The 19,578-nt window shown below is 49.9% G+C and carries 16 protein-coding genes and 1 pseudogene; 4 read left to right on the top strand and 13 right to left on the bottom strand.

Annotated features, from left to right (window positions below):
• A pseudogene (locus tag L2082_RS02100) lies at positions 1–222 on the top strand (IS66 family transposase); the annotation flags it as partial.
• Here L2082_RS02100 and L2082_RS02105 read toward each other — a convergent pair.
• Genes L2082_RS02105 through L2082_RS02120 form a run of 4 tightly spaced genes read right to left on the bottom strand, consistent with a single transcriptional unit; the run spans position 170 to position 3,523 of the window.
• Positions 170–484 carry a hypothetical protein gene (locus L2082_RS02105; RefSeq protein WP_446007716.1) on the bottom strand — a complete coding sequence of 105 codons (315 nt, stop codon included), beginning with the start codon at positions 482–484 and terminating at the stop codon, positions 170–172. The pseudogene L2082_RS02100 and the gene L2082_RS02105 sit on opposite strands and share 53 nt — an antisense overlap.
• A gap of 43 nt (positions 485–527) precedes the next feature.
• Positions 528–2,507 (bottom strand): ATP-binding cassette domain-containing protein, encoded by a 1,980-nt coding sequence (locus tag L2082_RS02110; RefSeq protein ID WP_446007717.1) that lies wholly within the window; start codon positions 2,505–2,507, stop codon positions 528–530.
• A 36-nt stretch (positions 2,508–2,543) separates the two neighbouring features.
• Positions 2,544–2,888, bottom strand: coding sequence for a zinc ABC transporter substrate-binding protein (locus L2082_RS02115; protein ID WP_446007718.1), 345 nt, complete (start codon positions 2,886–2,888; stop codon positions 2,544–2,546).
• On the bottom strand, positions 2,885–3,523 hold the full coding sequence (locus tag L2082_RS02120) for an NADAR family protein (protein WP_446007719.1): 639 nt from the start codon (positions 3,521–3,523) through the stop codon (positions 2,885–2,887). The genes L2082_RS02115 and L2082_RS02120 overlap by 4 nt, the downstream gene beginning before the upstream one ends.
• Positions 3,524–3,645: 122 nt before the next feature.
• On the opposite strand from L2082_RS02120, the gene L2082_RS02125 reads away from it, so the two are divergent.
• The gene (locus tag L2082_RS02125) at positions 3,646–4,863 is read left to right on the top strand and encodes a TMEM43 family protein (RefSeq protein ID WP_446007720.1); all 1,218 of its coding nucleotides are present in this window, start codon (positions 3,646–3,648) and stop codon (positions 4,861–4,863) included.
• Between the two features lie 33 nt (positions 4,864–4,896).
• Here L2082_RS02125 and L2082_RS02130 read toward each other — a convergent pair whose 3' ends face one another.
• From L2082_RS02130 to L2082_RS02160, 7 genes are all read right to left on the bottom strand, one after another.
• Complete coding sequence (locus L2082_RS02130; protein WP_446007721.1) at positions 4,897–5,100, bottom strand: hypothetical protein; 204 nt, start codon at positions 5,098–5,100, stop codon at positions 4,897–4,899.
• A 5-nt stretch (positions 5,101–5,105) separates the two neighbouring features.
• Positions 5,106–5,735 (bottom strand): TPM domain-containing protein, encoded by a 630-nt coding sequence (locus L2082_RS02135; RefSeq protein WP_446007722.1) that lies wholly within the window; start codon positions 5,733–5,735, stop codon positions 5,106–5,108.
• A 3-nt stretch (positions 5,736–5,738) separates the two neighbouring features.
• Entirely contained in the window at positions 5,739–6,647 is a 909-nt protein-coding gene (locus L2082_RS02140) for a TPM domain-containing protein (RefSeq protein ID WP_446007723.1), read from the bottom strand.
• A 21-nt stretch (positions 6,648–6,668) separates the two neighbouring features.
• Positions 6,669–7,253 carry a LemA family protein gene (locus tag L2082_RS02145; protein WP_446007724.1) on the bottom strand — a complete coding sequence of 195 codons (585 nt, stop codon included), beginning with the start codon at positions 7,251–7,253 and terminating at the stop codon, positions 6,669–6,671.
• Between the two features lie 567 nt (positions 7,254–7,820).
• Positions 7,821–11,066, bottom strand: a complete 3,246-nt coding sequence (locus L2082_RS02150; RefSeq protein ID WP_446007725.1) for an efflux RND transporter permease subunit — start codon at positions 11,064–11,066, stop codon at positions 7,821–7,823.
• A gap of 128 nt (positions 11,067–11,194) precedes the next feature.
• Positions 11,195–12,349 carry an efflux RND transporter periplasmic adaptor subunit gene (locus L2082_RS02155; protein WP_446007726.1) on the bottom strand — a complete coding sequence of 385 codons (1,155 nt, stop codon included), beginning with the start codon at positions 12,347–12,349 and terminating at the stop codon, positions 11,195–11,197.
• Positions 12,346–12,993 (bottom strand): TetR/AcrR family transcriptional regulator, encoded by a 648-nt coding sequence (locus L2082_RS02160; RefSeq protein ID WP_446007727.1) that lies wholly within the window; start codon positions 12,991–12,993, stop codon positions 12,346–12,348. The genes L2082_RS02155 and L2082_RS02160 overlap by 4 nt, the downstream gene beginning before the upstream one ends.
• A 410-nt stretch (positions 12,994–13,403) precedes the next feature.
• On the opposite strand from L2082_RS02160, the gene L2082_RS02165 reads away from it, so the two are divergent.
• Together L2082_RS02165 and L2082_RS02170 are read left to right on the top strand one after the other, a co-directional pair.
• Positions 13,404–14,732, top strand: coding sequence for a glutamate synthase-related protein (locus L2082_RS02165; protein ID WP_446007728.1), 1,329 nt, complete (start codon positions 13,404–13,406; stop codon positions 14,730–14,732).
• A 122-nt stretch (positions 14,733–14,854) separates the two neighbouring features.
• Complete coding sequence (locus tag L2082_RS02170) at positions 14,855–16,255, top strand: hypothetical protein (RefSeq protein ID WP_446007729.1); 1,401 nt, start codon at positions 14,855–14,857, stop codon at positions 16,253–16,255.
• 57 nt (positions 16,256–16,312) lie between these two features.
• Here the strand turns inward: L2082_RS02170 and L2082_RS02175 are convergent, their stop codons facing one another.
• Both L2082_RS02175 and L2082_RS02180 read right to left on the bottom strand, forming a co-directional pair.
• The gene (locus tag L2082_RS02175; RefSeq protein ID WP_446007730.1) at positions 16,313–17,509 is read right to left on the bottom strand and encodes a TraB/GumN family protein; all 1,197 of its coding nucleotides are present in this window, start codon (positions 17,507–17,509) and stop codon (positions 16,313–16,315) included.
• Positions 17,510–17,581: 72 nt separating this feature from the next.
• The gene (locus tag L2082_RS02180; protein WP_446007731.1) at positions 17,582–19,387 is read right to left on the bottom strand and encodes a tetratricopeptide repeat protein; all 1,806 of its coding nucleotides are present in this window, start codon (positions 19,385–19,387) and stop codon (positions 17,582–17,584) included.
• Positions 19,388–19,578: the final 191 nt, after the last annotated feature.

Genomic DNA, 19,578 nt, shown 5'->3' on the forward strand with positions numbered 1-19,578 from the left:
CTGACCAATAATGAGGCGGAGCAAGCACTACGTCATTGGGTTATTGCGCGCAAATTAAGCCACGGTACCCGTAATGGCCAAGGCAGTCATGTGTTCGCCATACTTGCGAGCGTGATTGATACGTGTAAGAAGCGCAACGCCTGTCCGTGGAAATATCTCGCTGAGGTTATCACGGCTCGGCGCCAGGGGCTGGATGTGCCTCCTCTGCCTCTTGCTGCGTAAAAAAATGAGAGGGATCTGAACGGTTACTCCAATCCAGTTTTTCCTTATATTTTTCGGAGAGATCACTGTCATCATGCAAGCAGCCGACCACCCCGTTCTTGCGTAGGATTGCCAGCGCATCCGCACCGACAGCAACTTGACGGCGTGCATACAGTTCATCAATGGCAAGTTCCAGCACGCTGCGCATATCTTTTCCCACAGTACGCTGAAGCTGCCGAAGTTTCTCATAATGCTGATTGCCTAATTCCGTATTCAGCTCCATAATTCACCTCCCATCAAGTTGTTTCTTAGTCCATTTCTTTGCTTTACTCGTTCCCCTCAATCTCCTCAATCTTCCCCTGCGCTTCCTCCCAAACCCCGTACTGACGCTTCAGCGTTTGCTCCACCTCATTATACTCCTTGTTGACCTTGAGCCAGCGGGGTTGGTCCGCATAGAGATCAGGATCGGCCATTAAGGTCTCCAGCTCCCCTTTGCGCTCCTCCAGGACATCTATTTCTTTCTCCGCAGCTGTTGCCTTTTTCTTCCAGGGCTTGAGCTGAGAACTGAGCTGTTGCCGTCGTTGCGCCCGCAGGCGTCGTTCTTCCTTGCGATCAACTGAGCCGGAAGCATCCTGTTTTACCTCCGCAGGGCCGCTCTGTTGCTGCTTCTCCTGTTTTTTTACAGCAAGCTGTTCCTCGTCCAGTTGTTGGCGGGCCGCAAGGTAATCATCAATATTCCCTTCATGCAAAATCGCCCGACCATCCCGGATCTCCAGCACCTTATTGACAAAGGAATTGACAAAGGCCCGGTTATGGGAAATCACGATGATGCTGCCTTCATACTGGGCCATTGCCTCCTGAAGCACCTCCTGGGAAGTAATGTCCAGATGGTTGGTAGGCTCATCCAGGAGCATGAGATTGGCAGGCTTGACCAGCATCTTGGCCAGGGCCACCCGGCTTTTCTCGCCACCGGACAGCACCTGCACCTGCTTGTCCACCTCGTCGCCGGTAAAGAGAAAGGCCCCGAGCAGCGAGCGCACCTTGGTCACGGTCATGTCCTGGGCCGCATGGTAAACCGTGTCCAAGATACTGGATTCGCCATAGAGTTCCTGGGCCTGGTGCTGGCCGAAATAGGTAAGGATGACGTTATGCCCCAGACTGATCTCGCCTTCAGCAGGTTCCAGACTCGCCATAATCTTCATCAGAGTGGTTTTACCAGCCCCGTTGACTCCGACCACAGCCAGTTTATCGCCTCGTTGCAGGTTCAGATGGACATCTTTAAAGATTTGCTTGCCATCAAAGGATTTATTGACCTTGTCGAGCTGCAAGATGTCCCGGCCCGAAGGCATGGCTGGTGGAAAAGAAAAGTGGATGGTGCGCTCGGTTTCAGAAAGCTCCAGCCGCTCCAGTTTTTCCAGCTGCTTGACCCGGCTCTGCACCTGCTTGGCCTTGGTGGACTTGGCCCGAAAACGGGTAATGAACTGCTCTGCCTGCTTGATCATGGCCTGCTGATTCTCATAAGCAGCCCGCTCCAGCTCCATGCGTTGGGCTTTATCCACCAGATATTTGGAGTAATTGCCCTTATAAGCGGTCAAACGGCCCAGGCTGAGTTCCCAGGTTTTATTGGTCACCCTATCCAGGAAAGAACGATCATGGGATATAATCATCATGGCACCCTGATACTGCTGGAGGAACTCTTCCATCCAGGTCAGGGAATCCAGGTCCAGATGGTTGGTGGGCTCATCCAGCAAGAGCAGAGAGGGCTTTTGCAAGAGCAGCTTTGCCAGGAGCAGGCGCATGATCCAACCACCAGAGAACTCGGCTACGGGCCGGTCCAGATCGTCCTTGGAAAAACCCAGGCCAAAGAGGATGCGCTCAATCTGGGGACGGATGAGGAAGATGTCGTGGCCTTCCAGCAAGTGCTGAAGCTCACCCTGTCGTTCCAGTAAGGATTCCAGCTCCGGGCTGTCCTGGTCCAGGGTAGCCAGTTGTTGACTGATTTTTTCAATCTCCTCCTGATAATGGAGCACCTCGTCAAAGGCGTTTTCCGCCTCGTCAAAGAGCGAGCGTTGTCCCAGCTCAATGGAGATTTCCTGGGGCAGGTAGGCCACGGTGAACCAAGAGGCCCGGCTGATCACACCGGGATCGCTCTCCAGTGCCCCGGTGATGATTTTCATCAGGGTGGATTTTCCTGTGCCATTGACCCCGGCTAGCCCGATGCGGTCATCTGCATGGATTTGGCCGGAGACTTCACGAAAGAGATGCTTTGAGCCGTATTGCAGGCTGAGGTTATTTATGGTGAGCATAAAACTAAAAGAAACTTTGTAGGTATTAGCTGAAGATTATTTATTTTCTCTGTATGGGCCGTGCCAGTGCAATTGCGTAGCCCGGTCGAAAGGCACCAAGCTGAACAGTTCTGCAATCAGCTTGAGCTGGGCTGTGTATGCGGGAGACATTTTTCCCTTTGCAGCATAGTTTTTTGCCTGGACATTCAAGAAATGGATATCGTTGTCCGTGAACGCAGGTTCAAGAATCGAATAATGCAGGGTATGAACAAGCTCCGCTTCCTCAAGGCAGGTCCGGTCAAAGGCTTTTTTTACCATGGACTGCGTCTGGATATTGCGGATGGTAGGCAGGGCCAGAAAGAGCATTTCCGTATAGATTTCCTGTTTTCCTGAAATCGTCATAGCTCTGCCTTTATCTTTTTTCTTGCCTCCATCAAGGCAAAGCCGAGCAGGTTTTTTCCTTTCCATGCTGAAGGGTTTCCGATCCCCGTTGCATGGCAGCCCAGACCGATTCCCCACACCTTATCACAGGGACTGGCCTCAACCAGTACCTTGTTCTTCGTTGCCAGGAGATAGGTTAATATTTCTTTGTTCTGGGCAAACTTAGCAATGTTCCCCTGGACAACTATCTCAATACAGTGTTTATCCCATTCCTCCTGCCGGAATCCTTGCACCATTCTGCCAATTCTCTTTGCCTCACCAGGATTATCCGCTTGCATGACCTTTGCCGCTGCATCGCTGTCACCAAAGAGCCTCGCTTTGCAATACATCATGTAATGCTCAGCTGTGAGGAATTGCATACCGTCAACTTCAAAGGAAGCTGCGTACCATTGGCTCAGGCAGGATTGATTGACAGAACCGTCTTCGGAGGGGATATGCCCCCAGAAAAATACGTGTTCCGGTCGGTGTCCCGCATTAAGGGATTGTATGAGTTCATGAACTGTCCTGGTCTCTTCCGGTTTCATACGAGTTATTTCTTTACTGGGTTTTTTTCTGTTATGTCGCCCGAACGGAGCATTATAACTGATTTCAGTCATAATTGCAGTATTGCTTTCCGGAGATTTTTTTCAGAGTACGCAAAGAGTTATTGCTGATTCGCAATCCTCTGCTTTACAATGGGGGCATTAATGAACCCATTACTATCAGGGAGGAACGCACCATGTCAGAAGACAGCTACACGGAAGTCACGGAACAGTCCTGGTTCAGCCGGATCGGCGGGGCCATCAAGGGAATCATCTTCGGCTTTATTCTTTTTCTTATCGCCTTTCCGCTCCTGTTCTGGAACGAAGGCAGGGCGGTAAAGACCTATAAGACCTTGAAGGAAGGGGGCGGGGCAGTGATCAGTGTCGCCTCGGATCGGGTTGATCCAAGCAACGAGGGTAAGCTGATCCACCTGAGCGGTAAGGCGAACACCGAGGAGATCCTGACAGATCCGGTATTCGGGGTTGCGGATAATGCCTTGCGTCTGCTGCGCAAGGTGGAGATGTATCAGTGGCAGGAAAGCTCGGAGAGTGAAACCAAGAAAAAACTCGGCGGTGGCACGGAAACCGTGACCACCTACTCGTACAGCAAAGGGTGGGAGGATAATATCATCAGCTCTTCCAGTTTTAAAAAGCCGGAAGGGCACGAGAATCCTGGCGCAATGCCCTATACCACAGAGGAGCAGACTGCCCAGCAGGTTACCTTGGGGGCTTTTCAGTTATCAACCTCACAGGTCAAGCGGATCAACGGCTTTGAACCCCTTGCCGCCAGTGAAGATGCTTCGCTATCAGAGAATCTGGAAGGCCGCATAATACCTTGGCAGAGCGGATACTATCTCGGTGCGGATTCTGCTTCGCCACAGGTCGGCGATGTGCGGATTCAGTTCGAATCAGTGGCCCCGACCGAGGTGAGCATTGTTGCCCAACAGAGCGGCAGCGGATTACGACCGTATCACGCTCAGGCCGGGGGCGATATTGAACTCCTTCAGGTCGGTGTACACACGGCTGAGGCTATGTTTCAGAAGGCCCAGACCGATAATAAGATTTTGACCTGGGCACTGCGGGTTGTGGGCTTCCTGGTGATGATGATAGGGCTCAGTTTAATCTTTAAAGTTTTTTCTGTCCTGGCAGATGTTATACCCTTTCTGGGCAATATTGTTGAAGCGGGCACCGGCTTTATTGCCTTCCTGCTGGCAGCTGTCCTGTCCCTGATCACTATTGCGGTGGCTTGGATTGTCTTCCGGCCTTTGCTGGCCATTATCCTGCTCGTCGCGGCTGTTGGATTGATCGTGCTGATTGGTGGTAAGGTGAAAGCGGGTAAGGCCAAGAGGATGAGTACGCTTGGTGCGGCAGGTGGAGCCGGAGCGGTACCTCCTCCTCCGCCACCTGGGGCATAATTGCCGGGTGAATTCGTTAACTGGACGGGAGAATTATCTTCCGTCCAGTTGAACCCTTTCCTTCTCCCCGGCCAAGGCCAGGTACACATCTACCCTCTTCCGCTCATACCACTTCCCACCCGCCGCAAACAGCTCCTTACTTCGCTCTATCAGGAAATAGAGTACAGGCACCATCACCCATATTCTCACCTGCTGGTTAAGTATTGAGGGGTGCATGAAAAGAATGGAGATAAACATTGTTCTCAGCCGTGCATTACCTCGTCGGGCAGCTCGTTGATGTCATCGTCGCGGACCGGGAAATGTTCTGCCAACACCTTGCCTGCGCGGCGGATTTCCTGGCAGAGTGCCTCGGCGGCTCGACCATCCTTGATGCCCTTTGCAATGTCGGCGGCATAGGCTTGCAGGCTTTCCTGGGAGATTTTCTCGTTGATGCCTTGATCAGCAAGTACCCAGACTCGGCGTTCAAATAGAGAGATAAAAAACAACACCCCGGTGGCATCCTTGGTCTTGTACAATCCCTGTTGAAAAAAGCCTTGTACAGCCTGCTCGCGAACCATTTCTTCGAGCCTAGCAGCGGGGACGAAGAATCTTTTCATCAAGGGCAGATATTCCGTCAGCCGAGCGATTAACAAGGAAAAAATTGCGGCCAGCGGCAGGAATCCCCACAGCGAATCATCCAGCAGGAAATCCGTTACACCGAGGGCCAGTAAGCAACCTATAATCACCCCGGCCAGGATTCGACTCTCCGGGTAAGAGTCGCTTTGTTCAACCACCATCACCGCCACCTCGCCGGAGGTCTGCAATTCCACCTCCTGGATGGTTCGGGTGATTTCTTCATTCTCTGCTGCTGAAAAAAATGTTTTTGATTTCATATGTTACCAACCTCCTGAGGCACCACCGCCACCGAAACTGCCGCCACCGCCACCACTGAAACCTCCAAATCCACTGCCACCGCCACTGCTGCTTCCGCCGCCACTCCCACTGAGAAAAACAGGCGAGATAATCGACAGCAGCAGGCCAGCAAGGGCCCCGACCGGGATCAATACAAGCAGCATCAGCCAGCCTGGGAATGAGGCCAGCAAAAATACAACAGGCAGAGCAATTGCCCCGGCAACTATCCCTACTTTGCGGGAAAATTGCCCCAAAAAGGAAATGAAAAACCCGCCGAAGAGAAGATACGAGAACAGTGGCGATTCTTCACGCCGCCCACCACGTCGAGATGAGCTTGGCTCAGCCTTGAATTCACCTCGGGTCGCTTGTATCACAGCCTCCACTCCACCCTCAAACCCTTGGTCAAATTGACCGGACTTAAAACGGGGAGTAATTACATCATCAATAATTCTACCCGAGAGCAGGTCGGTCAGCACCCCTTCCAGCCCATAACCGACTTCCAGCCGTACTCGACGCTCATTCTTGGCCACCAGCAGCAGTACGCCGTTATCTTTGCCCTTCTGACCGACACCCCATTTTTCTGCCACCCGGATACTGAAATCTTCCAGAGGATCGCCCTCCAGAGAATCAATGGTGAGCACAGCTATCTGGGTTGAATCAGTGCGTTCAAAGGATTTCAGGGTCTGCTCCAGCTTGGCCTTGACCGGGCCGCTGATCATATTGGCATAGTCGTTGACATAGCCTTTGAATTCCGGAATCGTCCGGGCCGAGACAGGAAGAACAGCCAGGATGATGAGGAGCAGAGCCAAGAGCGAGATACCCCCGGCCTGCATTGCTGACCCTGATAAAGGCGGGCTGGCCGAGGCACGACGCGGAGTGCTAAACAGTTGCACAATAATCTCCGTCAGAAAAGGTTAAAATTTTACCTTTGGTGCATGTTGTGCCCCTTCTTCAGCCTTGAACGGCTCCCGTCTGGGCAGATTCAAGAGAAAATTATTGGTCAGATTGTTCGGAAAGGTGCGGATAGAGGTATTGAAAATCTGCACTGCCTTGTTGTAGCGAACCCGAGCCACGTTGATGCGATTTTCAGTGCCCTCTAACTGGTGCTGGAGGTCGCGAAAGTTCTGGTTGGCCTTGAGGTCGGGATATTTTTCCACCACGACCATGAGCTTGGAAAGTGCTGAACTCATACTGCCCTGAGCCGCCTGAAAATTGGCCATGGCCTCGGGGTTATTCAAGGTATCACTGCCCATATTTAACTGACCAACCTTGGCCCGCGCCTCGGTTACCGCAGTCAGGGTGTCCTTCTCGTGAGCCGCATATGCCTTCACTGTTTCCACCAAATTAGGAATCAGATCGGCCCGGCGCTGATAGGCAGCCTCAACATCACCCCAGGCGGCAATGACCGCCTCGTCATTTTTTTGAATGGTATTATAGCCGCAGCCGGTGAGGGCGGGTACAATCAAAGCAAGAGCCAGAAAAAGAACAAAATGCCGCATGGAATGATCCTCCTGATAGGACACAGGTGAAATATGAAAAGGTGTATTGAAAAATACATTTAGAGAACAGAATAATACCTGCTCGGCTCATGTCAAGTATTATTAAAAGAGGGGCAGAGTAAAATTTCACTGACTGTTCCACATCGCTGCATTATGTTAATGTCCGATCAGTTTGGGCTACGGCAAAAAAGATACTGCTGCGGTCAGAACATGGGGTGTCGGCGGTTTACAACAGCGCATTGCATGCTTACAGTAACCCGTTGTAAACGTGCAGTGACGTATATGAAGCTTACAGTGAGGCATTGCAGGTCTGCAATGTGACGTTGCAAGCTTACAACAGGCCATGTAAAGCTTACATCAAGGCATTGTAAGCGTACAATGAGGCATTGTATGTTTACAACGAGCCAGTGCAAGCTTCATGTGCGGCATGTTAAGCCTGCAACGTGACGTTGTAAGTGTACAACTGGGTATGTGAAGCGTACAGTGCGGCATTGTACATATAAAAAAGAACCGGAAAAACAGCATAGGAGGTTATGATGGCACACTTTCCACGCCGTGAAGCGGATATCAGGGCCTTTCTTTTTCTCCGGAAAGCACCCAATACACCTCCAACCTCTTCCGCGCATACCATTCCCCACCAGCCACAAACAGCTCCTTGCTTCGCTCAATCAGGAAATAGAGCACCGGCACCACGACCAGAGTCAGGAAGGTGGCGACCAGCAGGCCGAAGATCACCACGATAGCCATGGACTGCCACCACTGGCTGGATTCGCTGACCCAGGAAATGCGCAGGTTGCGGAAGTCGTAGGACACCCCGGTGACCATGGGAATCAGGCCCAGGACTGTAGTTACAGCAGTGAGCAGGACCGGGCGCAGGCGGGTGGCACCAGCAGAGACCACGGCCTCAAGCAGGGCAAAGCCGCTTTCCCGCAGCTTATTAGTGTAGTCGATCAACACGATAGCGTTGTTCACCACCACCCCGGCCAAGGAGATCACCCCGATACCGGTCATGATGACCCCAAAGGGCTGCTTATAGAGCATGAGTCCGAAAAAGGCCCCACCCATGGACAGAATCACTGAAGTCATGATGATAAAAGGCTGGCTCACCGAGTTGAACTGGGTGACCAGGATCAGGAAGATAAAAAACAGGGCAACAAAAAAGGCTTTGCTCAGGAAGCTCTGGGATTCCTCCTGTTCCTGATTTTCCCCGGTAAAACGGATGGTATATCCCGGTGGCGGAGGATTCTCAGCCAGGAGTTTTTCAGCTTGCTCACGTACTACAGGCCCTGGAATCTTGGTTTCATCCACATTAGCCTTGACCGTAATGGTTCGCTGGTTGTTGATCCGGTTGATGTTACCCAGAGAGCCGGTATAATCCACAGTTGCCAAGGTGGACAAAGGGACAAGGACTCCGCTTGGAGTTGGAATCATGAACTCACGCAACATATTATCATTTTGGCGATACTCTTCCGGCAGCTGGACCGTGATATCATAGTCCTCATTACCCTCACGAAACGAAGAAATGATCAGGCCGTTATAGGAGGTCTTGATAGCAGAGCCTATGGTATTGGTATTCAGGCCAAACAGGGCTGCCTTTTTCCGGTCAACCTTGATACGCACTGATGGTGTTCCCTCTACAAAATTATCGCGAATATCTTCGACATGGGGGATTTTTTCCAGAGCAGCCCTGATCTCCTTGGCAATAGAGGCAAGCACGGCAAAATTATCACCGCTGATTTCAATATTTATCGGCGCACCAGTGGGGGGGCCAGACGCCTCCATGGCCACGGTAACCTTGGCACCGGCAATATCTTTGATCCGTTTGCGGATATCCTCCACCGTTTCATAGGAGGAGCGGGAGCGGTCTTCCAGATCAAGAAAACGAACCCCCACATGGTTGGGTGTATTGGGTTCAAACTCGGAACTTCCGCCAGTTGAGGTGACGGCCTTGCTGTAGATAATCTTGACATTTTTCAAATCACTGGGGCCGGGAACGCCTTCATGGGAGGCTTTTTCTCCTGTCCCTGCCACTGCTGCTTCAATCTGGCGAAGAATACGGTCAATATAATTCAGATCTGCGCCTTCCGGCATATCCGTGTTCACGTAAATTCCCTTGGGATCAATATCCGGGAAAAATTCCACGGGCTTTTCAATACCAACCACCAGGAGCCAGCCTTGGACCATGAAGATGAGGAGGAACACGGCAGCGGCAACCAGGGCAAAGGGATGGGCCAGACTGAATCTGAGCAGACCGGCATAGGAGCGCAACAGCGGTCCCCGGATGGTCACTGGTTGTTCACCGGCTGCTTCTATCTCGGCAGAGGAGACAGTGTCCACTTTTTTGGCACTCTTCATGAACAGCGAGGCCAAGGCCGGATTGATCACCAGGGCCACAAAAAGACTGGAGGAGAGCGTGATGATCAGGGTCAGAGGTAAGTAGCCCATAAACTCACCCATAATACCGGGCCAGAAGAGCATGGGTGAAAACACAGCCAGGGTAGTCAGGGTGGAGCCAATCACGGGCATGGCCACCTCTGAGGTGCCCTTCATAGCCGCCTCAACCCGGCCCACGCCTTGCTCCATAAAGCGGTAGATATTTTCAATGATGACAATGGCATTATCCACCAGCATACCCAGAGCTAAGGTCAGACTGAACAGGACGATCATATTCAGGGTGATCCCCAAAACATGGAGCACCGTGAAGGAGAGCAGCATGGAAAAGGGGATAGCCATACTGACCAGCAGGGCATTGCGGATCCCCATAGCAAAGAAGATGACCACCACCACAAGGGCCAGACCGGAGAGGATATTATTCTCCAGATCTGCCACCATATTCTTGGTGTCTTTTGATTTATCCAGAACCTTGGTGATGGCCGTACCGCCAGGCCAGCTTGGCTGCTTTTTGTGCAGGATGTCTTCCACGGCATCGGCAATGGCAATGATGTTTTCGCCGGAACGCTTCTTGACCACAATATTGACAGCAGGCAGGCCGTTGAGCCGGGAACGGCTGGTTTCCTCCTTAAAGGTATCCAGCACCCTTGCCACATCACGGGCATAGACCGGTTGACCGTCATGGGTGCCAATGACAAGATCGTATAACTCTTCTGGTGTCTTGAATTCGCCAGGCACACGAACCTGGAATTTGCCATCACCCATATGGAGGGCACCGCCCGAGGTGTTGGTGTTTTCACCCCGAACAGCAGCCTGCACCGCAGGAAGATTCAGGCCGAAATAGGCCAGTTTTTCCGGGAAAAACTCAATGCGGATCTCCCGCTCCCGTGCCCCGGTGATCTCCACATCCAGTACACCGCTGACACCCTCAATTTCATCTTCCAGATCATCAGCAATCTCTTTGAGACAACGCGCACCGCAGGTTCCGGCCAGAGAAAAAATCAGGATGGGCATTTCTGAGATATTGACCTCAAAGACATAGGGATCATCTTCCAGGTCTGTGGGCAGTTCGCCCTTGGCCTCATCCACTTTGTCCTTGACCTTGCGCAGGGCATCGTCAATATCCACACCGGTCATGAATTCAACGTCAATCAGGGATTCTCCTTCAGAACTGATAGACTTGACGTTCTTGACGCCATCCAGGCTCTTGAGTTTATTTTCAATCTCAATGGTGATGGAGCTTTCAATATCACCAGGGGCCACGCCTCGATAGGCCGTGGAGACAAAGATATGGGGGATGCTGACATCCGGTTCAGCCTCTCTGGGCAGGATCAGGTAGCTATAGGTTCCTATGACCAGGATAAGGGCAGCCAGTACCAGCACGGATATACTTTTTTTAACGGCAAGATCGGAGATGATCATTATGTGAATTTTCTTAAATTATTGCTGTAGATGAAAAATGACCATTGCCCACGCCACAGATGAAGAGTATCAACGGAGGAGATTGATGCTGTGACGCAGGCTTTTGGTCAAAGGGATACCTATAAAAATCAGGGCATAAACTCTTTGAGATCATCGACTTTTTTAACAACTCGAACCTTCTGCCCATCTTCCACAGTCCGATGTCCCTGAATGATGACCTTTTCGCCCAGATGAAGCCCGTTGCGGATCAGGATTTGCCAACCCTCGGTAAAACCGGTTTCCACAGCTCGTTTGTGAGCAATATTATTCTCTACCACATAAACAAAGTGTTCATCATTACGGGAGATAATTGTATACAGAGGCACAGCGACCGCCTGCTCTTCAGTCTGTTTGACAATGTTTGCCTGGAGAAACATACCTGGCAGGATCTTTTCATCCGGATTATCCAGGGCCAGTTCAAACCGGTAGGCATGGGCCATCGACTCCGGTGCCGGAGCCAGGAAATGAACCTGTGCCAGAAAACGGGCATTCTCCAGAGAACGGATATGTACCTCCGTCTGTTGCAGCTGTCGTGCTGCATTAACATCTGCCTCTGGAATACCCACCACTGCCTTGACCCGGTCAATCTGGAGTATTTCAGCAATGGGTTCAGGCATCATCTGATTGACCACCATCCCGACTTCAGCATCAATCCGGCTGATAATGCCGGAAATAGGGGCGGTGACCCGACAACGGGAGAGCGCAAGTTCTGCGTTTTCCAATGCTGCCTTAGTCTGGCGTAACTTTGAATACTGTTCATCCAGATTAGCCTGGGTTGATATACCTTTTTTACGCAATGCCTTATTACGGGAATAGTCGGCCTGGGCCAGGGCATAGGCTGCTTTGGCAGAATCCAGTGCTATGCGGTAATCCTTGCTTTCAAGCCGGGCAATAAGCTGTCCCTTCTGGACATAATCACCTTCCTGAGCCGCAAGTTCTTCAATAGTTCCTCCTATCTTGGACATCAAAGCCAGTTTTGTCCACGGTTCTATCAGGCCAGGCAGGTTGATCTTATCCTGCAGGGTTGTTGGTTTCAGTTCCAAAGTAACAACATTGGTGGGCGGAGCTTCCACGGATGTGGAATTCTTGAGTTCCTCTTTTCGGGCTGCCTTTTGTGCATCAACCCGTACTTGGATCAGAAAGGCAGCAGCGAGCAGGATAAGAACAAAGACGAGTCCTGGCAGGATCTTCAGCAGAAACCAGACAATTTTTCCGCGCAAGGTTTTGGGGGTGGGGGCGTTCATGAGTTGTTTCTCTGGTCAGTGGTGCTGCTTGCAGGAATCTTCCGAGGGAGTAATCCGGTCAGGGCCTGGTCAATTAATAATTTAAGGGTCTCCTGGACATCCTCCTCACTAAGAAGACGACCAGAGTACCAGGCCGAGAGCGTCATGAGGTAGAGGCTGTAAAAATGTCCCCCAGCAATAATGAGTTCAATATCAGTGCGCAGTACCCCTTTTTCCTGGGCTTCTTGTAAGAGGCTGACAAAGAGGTTGAGAAAACGTTCTTCAATCTTTAATGATTTATCAATGGTAATTTCTTTGGGAAAGGTCATTTCCCGAAGCAATGTCCTCCCAAATTCTTTATTTTTTGTGACAAAGCGAAATTCACTCATAAACACCAAAAGCATTTTTTCTGCTAAAGGCGCATCAGGATCAAGTTTACTCTTGATTTCACTGTTGATAAAGGCCAGTTCTTCCTCGCAAAAAGCCAGGAGTATCTCGTTTTTTGAAGAAAAATAGGAATAGATGGTTCCTTTTCCTATGCCCGCAGCCTTGGCCAGGGCTGAAACACTGGTGCGTTCATATCCCCGCTCACCAAAGAGGTTTATTGCAGCGTTCAAGATTGCTGCTCTGGTTGCTTTTTTCTTTTGTTCCCGTAATCCTGCCATAGTTTCCTGAGAAAATAGAATGTCTTTCTTGTAAATTTCCAGCCTAACAGGTTGGTACCTGTTTCCAGATGAAATATGTAATAATGACTTTGGTCGAGATTTTAAGCGTGGCCTGGGGAAAGGTCAAGAGGAAAAATGACTGTGGTCAACTTTTATTTTTTGTTGTCCCTCACCAAGGAGTGGGAGGAATGGAAGGCGTTGAGGAGTAATTCAGCGGGAAAGAATTCAGTACGATTTGATAACAGCCTTTGGGTTTTTTTACGAAAGATGTATACTTCTATCCAGAGTGTTTTTGCTTGCTCCTGGTTTTTTAAAAAATATTCCGGCCCGGACAGACTGGGAAAACACAAGAGACAAAAAAATAACTTATCTTGTTTGTCCCTTCTCACAGAGGAGGGGTGGGAGTGTCTATGAAAACCTATCGTTGTTCAGTGTGTGGCTATCTGCATTCAGGAGGTCCTGATTTTCATTTTTGTCCGCTTTGTCATGCCCCCGTTGATCTGTTTATGGATTATACTGTGTTTGATCGAGATAAACCGGGAAATTGGGATATCAGAACAGTGCGGATGATCAAGGAAATGGCAAAGACAGGGCAGTCGGTCCAGGAAGGTATGGGAACAGCAAGGGCTTTTCTGAATATGGACAACCTGATCTTTCGGCCTGCTGTGATTGCTCGTGTGCCCCTGCCCGAGACAGCTGAGGTATCAACAGAGCTTATACTGGGGAAAACAGCCAGCCAGCCAATTGTCCTTAAAACTCCGATCCTTAATGCTGCCATGTCCTATGGTGCCTTGAGCAAGGAAGCAAAGATGGCCTTGGCCATGGCTTCAACTAATGTGGGGAGTATTGCCAATACTGGAGAAGGAAGGATGTTGGAAGAGGAGCGGGAGCTTGCCGAATATCTTACCTTGCAGTATGCTCCAGGAAGTTTTGGGGGGCAACGGGAGCGTTTGTTGTTAGCTGATATGGTGGAAATAAAACTTTCTCAAGGAGCGCATCCAGGGACAGGAGCAGTACTGCCGGCAATAAGTGTTAATGTGGATATTGCTGCAACCTTGAGAGTTCCCATAGGAAAGGCTGCACGTTTATCAGCAGTGTTTACGGATATCCAAAACGGCAGAGAATTGGCAGAAAAAATTTTTGAACTTCGGGAATTGACCCAAGGAAAGCCCATTGCCGTAAAAATAGCCGGGGGCCATTTAGAGGATGATCTGAATACCATTTTCAATCAGGACGATATTCCTGATGTGTTGGTTATTGATGGTGGAGAAGGTGGAACCGGTGGAGCTGCTGTGACCATGAAAGATCATGTAGGGCTTCCTTTGGTCTATGCCCTGCCTAAGATTGCTGATTTTTTGCAAAGAAAGGGACTCACCAGCCGAGTCACTTTGCTGGCAGCCGGTGGTCTTCGTCATGCCGGAGATGTTGCCAAAGCCCTTGCTTTGGGAGCTGAGGGGGTATATATGGGTGGGGCCCTCAAGATCGCCCTTGGCTGTACCTATCTTCGTCAATGTCATCTTGGCAATTGCCCTCATGGCATTGCAACGCAGGACAAGAAATTACGTAAACGGCTGGACGTGGAACAAGGTGCAGCCCGTATTACCCGTTTTATCCAGGCCACGAATGAGGAGCTACGAGTTATTGCTCGCAGCTGCGGGCGGAATTCTGTCCATGCCCTTGAACGACAAGATCTGGCAGCTCTGCATCCTGAGATAGCACGGATTACAGGTATTGAATGAGTTTGATAAGGAAACCAACAAAAAATAAGTTCCCGCGTTTAGGTACTCCCTCTGGAAAAACCAAGTAACTCCCTCTGGCAATAGCCTGAGCAGATCATAAAGGAACGAATAAGGTAAGTGTTATGCATCCCCATTTTTCATCAATGTTAGCAACGTTATTGGTTGTTATCGGCGGAGTAGCAGTTCTGATCATGTTGGAAATGACCGGAAAGGTTTGGGACAGCCCCAGAAGAAAAGGCTGGATACTCCTGCACCGCATCCTCGGATATTTCTTTCTTATTCTTTTTGCCTCTATGCTGGTTTTTATGGTAGTCAAGGCAGGTGGTTTTCAAGAGGAACTTCCAGCACGGGCAATGATCCATATTATCCTGGCCTTGCTCCTTGTCCCTCTGATCATGGTCAAGGTGGTGATCGCCAGGAGGCATGCCCAGCTCAGTACCAAATTAATTATGTTAGGACTGGCGATTTTTGGCCTTTCCTTTGGCTTGACCGGCATAACAGCTGGTTATTATGCGCTCCATCGTTCTGATTATAAATATGCAGTTCTTTCTGATGTGGATGATGATATACTGAATGTGGAAATCGGCCAGAAGATTACCAACAGAAAATGTAGTAAATGCCATAGCCTGGAACGGGTCTATCAGAGTTATAAATCAGATGTTGCCTGGTCAGAGACCATCAATAAGATGGCAGAGCTTGATTACCCGAATATCACAAATTTTGATGTGCAACAGATTGTCGGCTACCTCATACAGCAACAACAAAAAAGACAGGGCGAGGAACAGGATAAGCTTCGTATGGAGATCGGACGGAGTTTAGTAAATAAAAAATGCAGCCATTGCCATAATCTGGACAGGGTTTTTGGTGCCAAAAAGAAAGAGCATGAATGGACTGAGACTGTCAGCAGGATGACCATAACCAATGGTGATGATGATTTTCTGTCTGAACAGGAAGCTGAAGATATTGTTTATTTCTTAACCAATATCAGGAAGGATGAAAGCAAAGAAAAAATTGTTGAAGATCCTCCTGCTGAATCAGTGGATAAAATCAAACCCCTTGTTGCGTTGAAATGCAATGCTGGATGCCACGCCTTAGACAGGGTGCTGCGGGTAAAGAAAAATGAACAGGAATGGCTTGACACCGTGGACAGCATGGTGGAGATAACTGGTAATCCGAATTTTCTCACTCCCGATGAAAAGAAGAAAATCGTTCATTTTCTCAGCACCCGGGAACAGAGTGAAAAAAGCAGCAGCTTAGGTGGTCTTCATCCTGATGCCTCAGAGAATATTCATCCCTTGGTTGACAATAAATGTAATGTTTGCCATGATTTGAATCGGATTCAACGAGAGGGGCGGAATAAGGAAGAATGGGAAGATATTGTCAATAGTATGGTGGAGAGCACTGGAGATCCCAATTATCTTTCTGCCCAGGAAAAAGATAAAATAATTAATATTATAAGTGCTTGGGGTGCTCAGGAGCGGCAGGAGCAGCAGGCAGAGGAAAAAGCAGAGAAAAAAGAATAGAGAGAAAGTGAGCCGGGAACGTTTTTTGTGGTTCCCGGCAACGGACAGGAGCCTGTTTCAGGCAAACAGGTTGGTGAAAATTCGATAACCCCCAACCCAGGTTCCAATGGAAGAGCCAAACCCGGTCAGGATAAAAACCAGAAAGATCCGCAGCAATTTATTGCTCCACCAACCGCGAACCGTCATTATGTCCTGCGATACTCTCTCAAACTCCTTGACCACAGGGGGGCGGGTCATGACCTGGACAAAGGCGCAGACATAACCAGCTCCGATCACCGGGGTCAGGCTGGTGATGGGGGCACCCACAAAGGCGGCAAGAATTGTGGCTGGATGAGCAAAGGCAATCACTGCCCCAATGGCTGAAGGAATCCCGTTCGCCAGAATCCAGTACAGGGCATTGGCCCCGGCCTCTCCAGCTCCCTGGCGAAAGCCGATAATCACAAGGGAGAGCAGGATAGCTGCCGGGATAGACCAACCAACAACTTTCCAGCTCTTAGAGACCGGTGGGATGGTGTTGATGTCTTCCATCCTCTTGCTATTATCTGCTGAAAAGACACGTTTGATGCCTTCCATATGACCGGCTCCCACCACCGCAACAATCCGTTTTCCAGGAGCCTGTTTGACCTTTTCTGACATAAAAATATCCCGTTCATCAATCAGGGCTTCTTTGGCTGCTGGCAAGGCTTTGCCGATCTCGTTCATCAGCTCGGAAAGCACATCGTTGCGGCGTAACTCTGCCAGCTTTTCCTCATCCAACTCGGTGTCGTCAAAAAGAGAAGCCATCAGCGTAGCCATCATGTAGAATTTCTTCCATAATGAGGTGGCTTTCCAGGCCCGGCGTAAGGTTATGCGCACGTCCCGGTCGCAGAGCTCCACTGGAATATCATGGGCCTTGGCAGTGTTGGCTGCTGTGAGCAGCTCAGTACCCGGCTGGATGCCCAGCTTGCCGCCCAGTTTTTTCTGGTATGAGGCCAGGACAAGATTCACCAGCAGGGTAGAGAGTTGTTTATTGCGGATGATCTGTTTCAGATCCAGGTTCTCCCATTGCTGGGGATTGGACAGGGCAGCATAGCGTTTTTCATCCAGCTCAATACAAACCGTATCGGGTTGTTCCTGATCAATGATTTCTTTGACCAGGTCAGCAGATTGTTGGGAGATATGGGCGGTTCCAACCAGGAGGATGGTTTTGTCATCATGGTGAATGACAGCAACGTCATCGGAATACTCTTTGGTTGGGAAATTGGTTTCAGTCATCAGGTTGTTCAAATTAAAGGTTAATAACAGGTTAATAACGTTAAAGGGTTATTTGTGGACAAAAGGCTGGGCTTATGCGTACATGTCCCCGTACATGTTACCTTGGGACGACATTACGTCACTGCCTGCTCCCTGCAATTGCAGGAAATATTGCTTTGCTGCTGCCAGCTGTTTGTCAGAGCAGGTACCTTCTATGTAGTATTTACGTTGTCTTGCTTTTTTCCTAGCCTCTTCTGACAAATTATTATCCGCTGTAATTGCCAGTGAATACCAGGCATGGGCAAGGGCTGGACTTGCTGGACAGCCTTTCCCATGCTGATAACAGTCTGCAATGCAGAGCTGGGCTAATCCGTAATTCAGTTGGGCAGAATAGGTCATCCATTCAAGACCCAGTTGGGGGTCAGGCTGAATCTCTTCTGCTCCTTGTAGAAAGAGCAAGGCAAGATTATAGGCAGCAAGGCTATGCCCCTGGTTAGCCGCTTCTGTGAACCAGCGAATGGCCTCTGATATATTTCGTTGTACCTCCCAGGCTGGATCCCCGTCAAGGTAATGGCAGGCTGTTTCCAGTTGGGCCTGGGCCTCGCCTTGTTGAGCCCTTCTCAGCAGGCTATTCCAGGCGCTTTCACGGAAGACTGCTCCATCAAACATATGAGGCAGATGGGCCCTGTAGCAGTGAAGTTCATTCAGGGTCACAGGGAGCAGGCCAAGAAAGACAGGCGCTTGCGCGAGAAATTCTGCAACGCCACGAGAGACGTGGGAGAGCATAGGGGGGGTGCCTGCCCGGCGGGTTGCTACCTGCTCAACTATCTGAACAGGATGTGTCCCTTCCGGGAGCTGACCAAGCAGAGAGGGAAAGTTGAGGCACTGGACGCTGTGTTTATCTTTGAGCACGATTTTACAGGTCTGATACATTGCCTCTTCCAGCTGGAAAGCATAGATGCCACCGGTGAGGATATCTTGTTCTTTACGTATGGTTTTAAAGGGTTGGACTTGTCCTTTGCCTGCATGGACAAGCCTGTTGATCCAGTACAGTGCCTTTTTGCTGTCTCTGAGCAGATCAACCCCGATCAGGTAGCGGTCTGCAAGGGCAGCCATAGCATTGCGGTCATAGCGCCAGGCAGCAAAGGAGGCAGCCTTTTTCAGCCAGTCAGGGGCCTGTTCATCCAGGCAATCAAACACAGAATCAACATAGATCTGATAGCCTGCAAGATCATTATCTTTCAGGGAACGCTGGCCGAGCAAGACTGCATTGGCAGCAAAATCATCTTTGGCCAGGGGCAGGTGGGCAAGACCAAAAGAGCTGTCTTCGCTGTTCAGGCCAATGGTCAGCTCCTGTTTCAGGAGGTCTGGGGCAAGATGATCAGCACGCTCTGCGTAGCAAAGAACATGCACAACCTGCTTTTCAACATAAATAACCTTTGCCAGCCAATAGACGGTATCGGGGCCGTCTTCCTGTTCCTGAAGAGCGTAGATTCCCCCAGTGATCAGGCCATCATTGGTGTCAATCTCATCAATTTCAGGTTGAGGTTTAGACTCAGACTGCTTCTGTTTCTGCTGATCATGATTCTGATTATTTTTCTCCTGATGGGCAGGGACAGTATGATGATAGTCAGCAATATCTTCTTGGGGTGTCTTTTTCGCAGAAGCTCTGTGTTGGTTTGAATGTTGGTTTAAATGTTGGGTTGGATGTTGAGCTGGGGCCTCTGCCGGAGCCTTTTTGGGGGACGTGTCTTGACCTTTGCAGGAGATTGACTGGTTATTCCGGCTTTGTTTTGTATTTTTTCTGGCAGAAGACGCTGTGTTCTGCGAGGGCCGGAAGAGCTCTGAGAAATACTTTTTAATCGTATAAACCATCCTGTATTCTTTTTGAAACGACATAATAATCCTTATCTGCTAAGGAAGTTGCATGAAATTATTGTGACGGATTATGGTACAAGGGAATAATCTGGACAATGTAGGCCGTAACTCAGGAGATGTCAATCAATCATAATGTATTTTATGATCTTGCGCGCAATCTCTTTCCAGGGTAAGGAATATTTTTTTTGCTCTTGCCTTGTGTTCTTCACAGG

It is taken from the genome of Candidatus Electrothrix sp. (assembly GCF_052785085.1).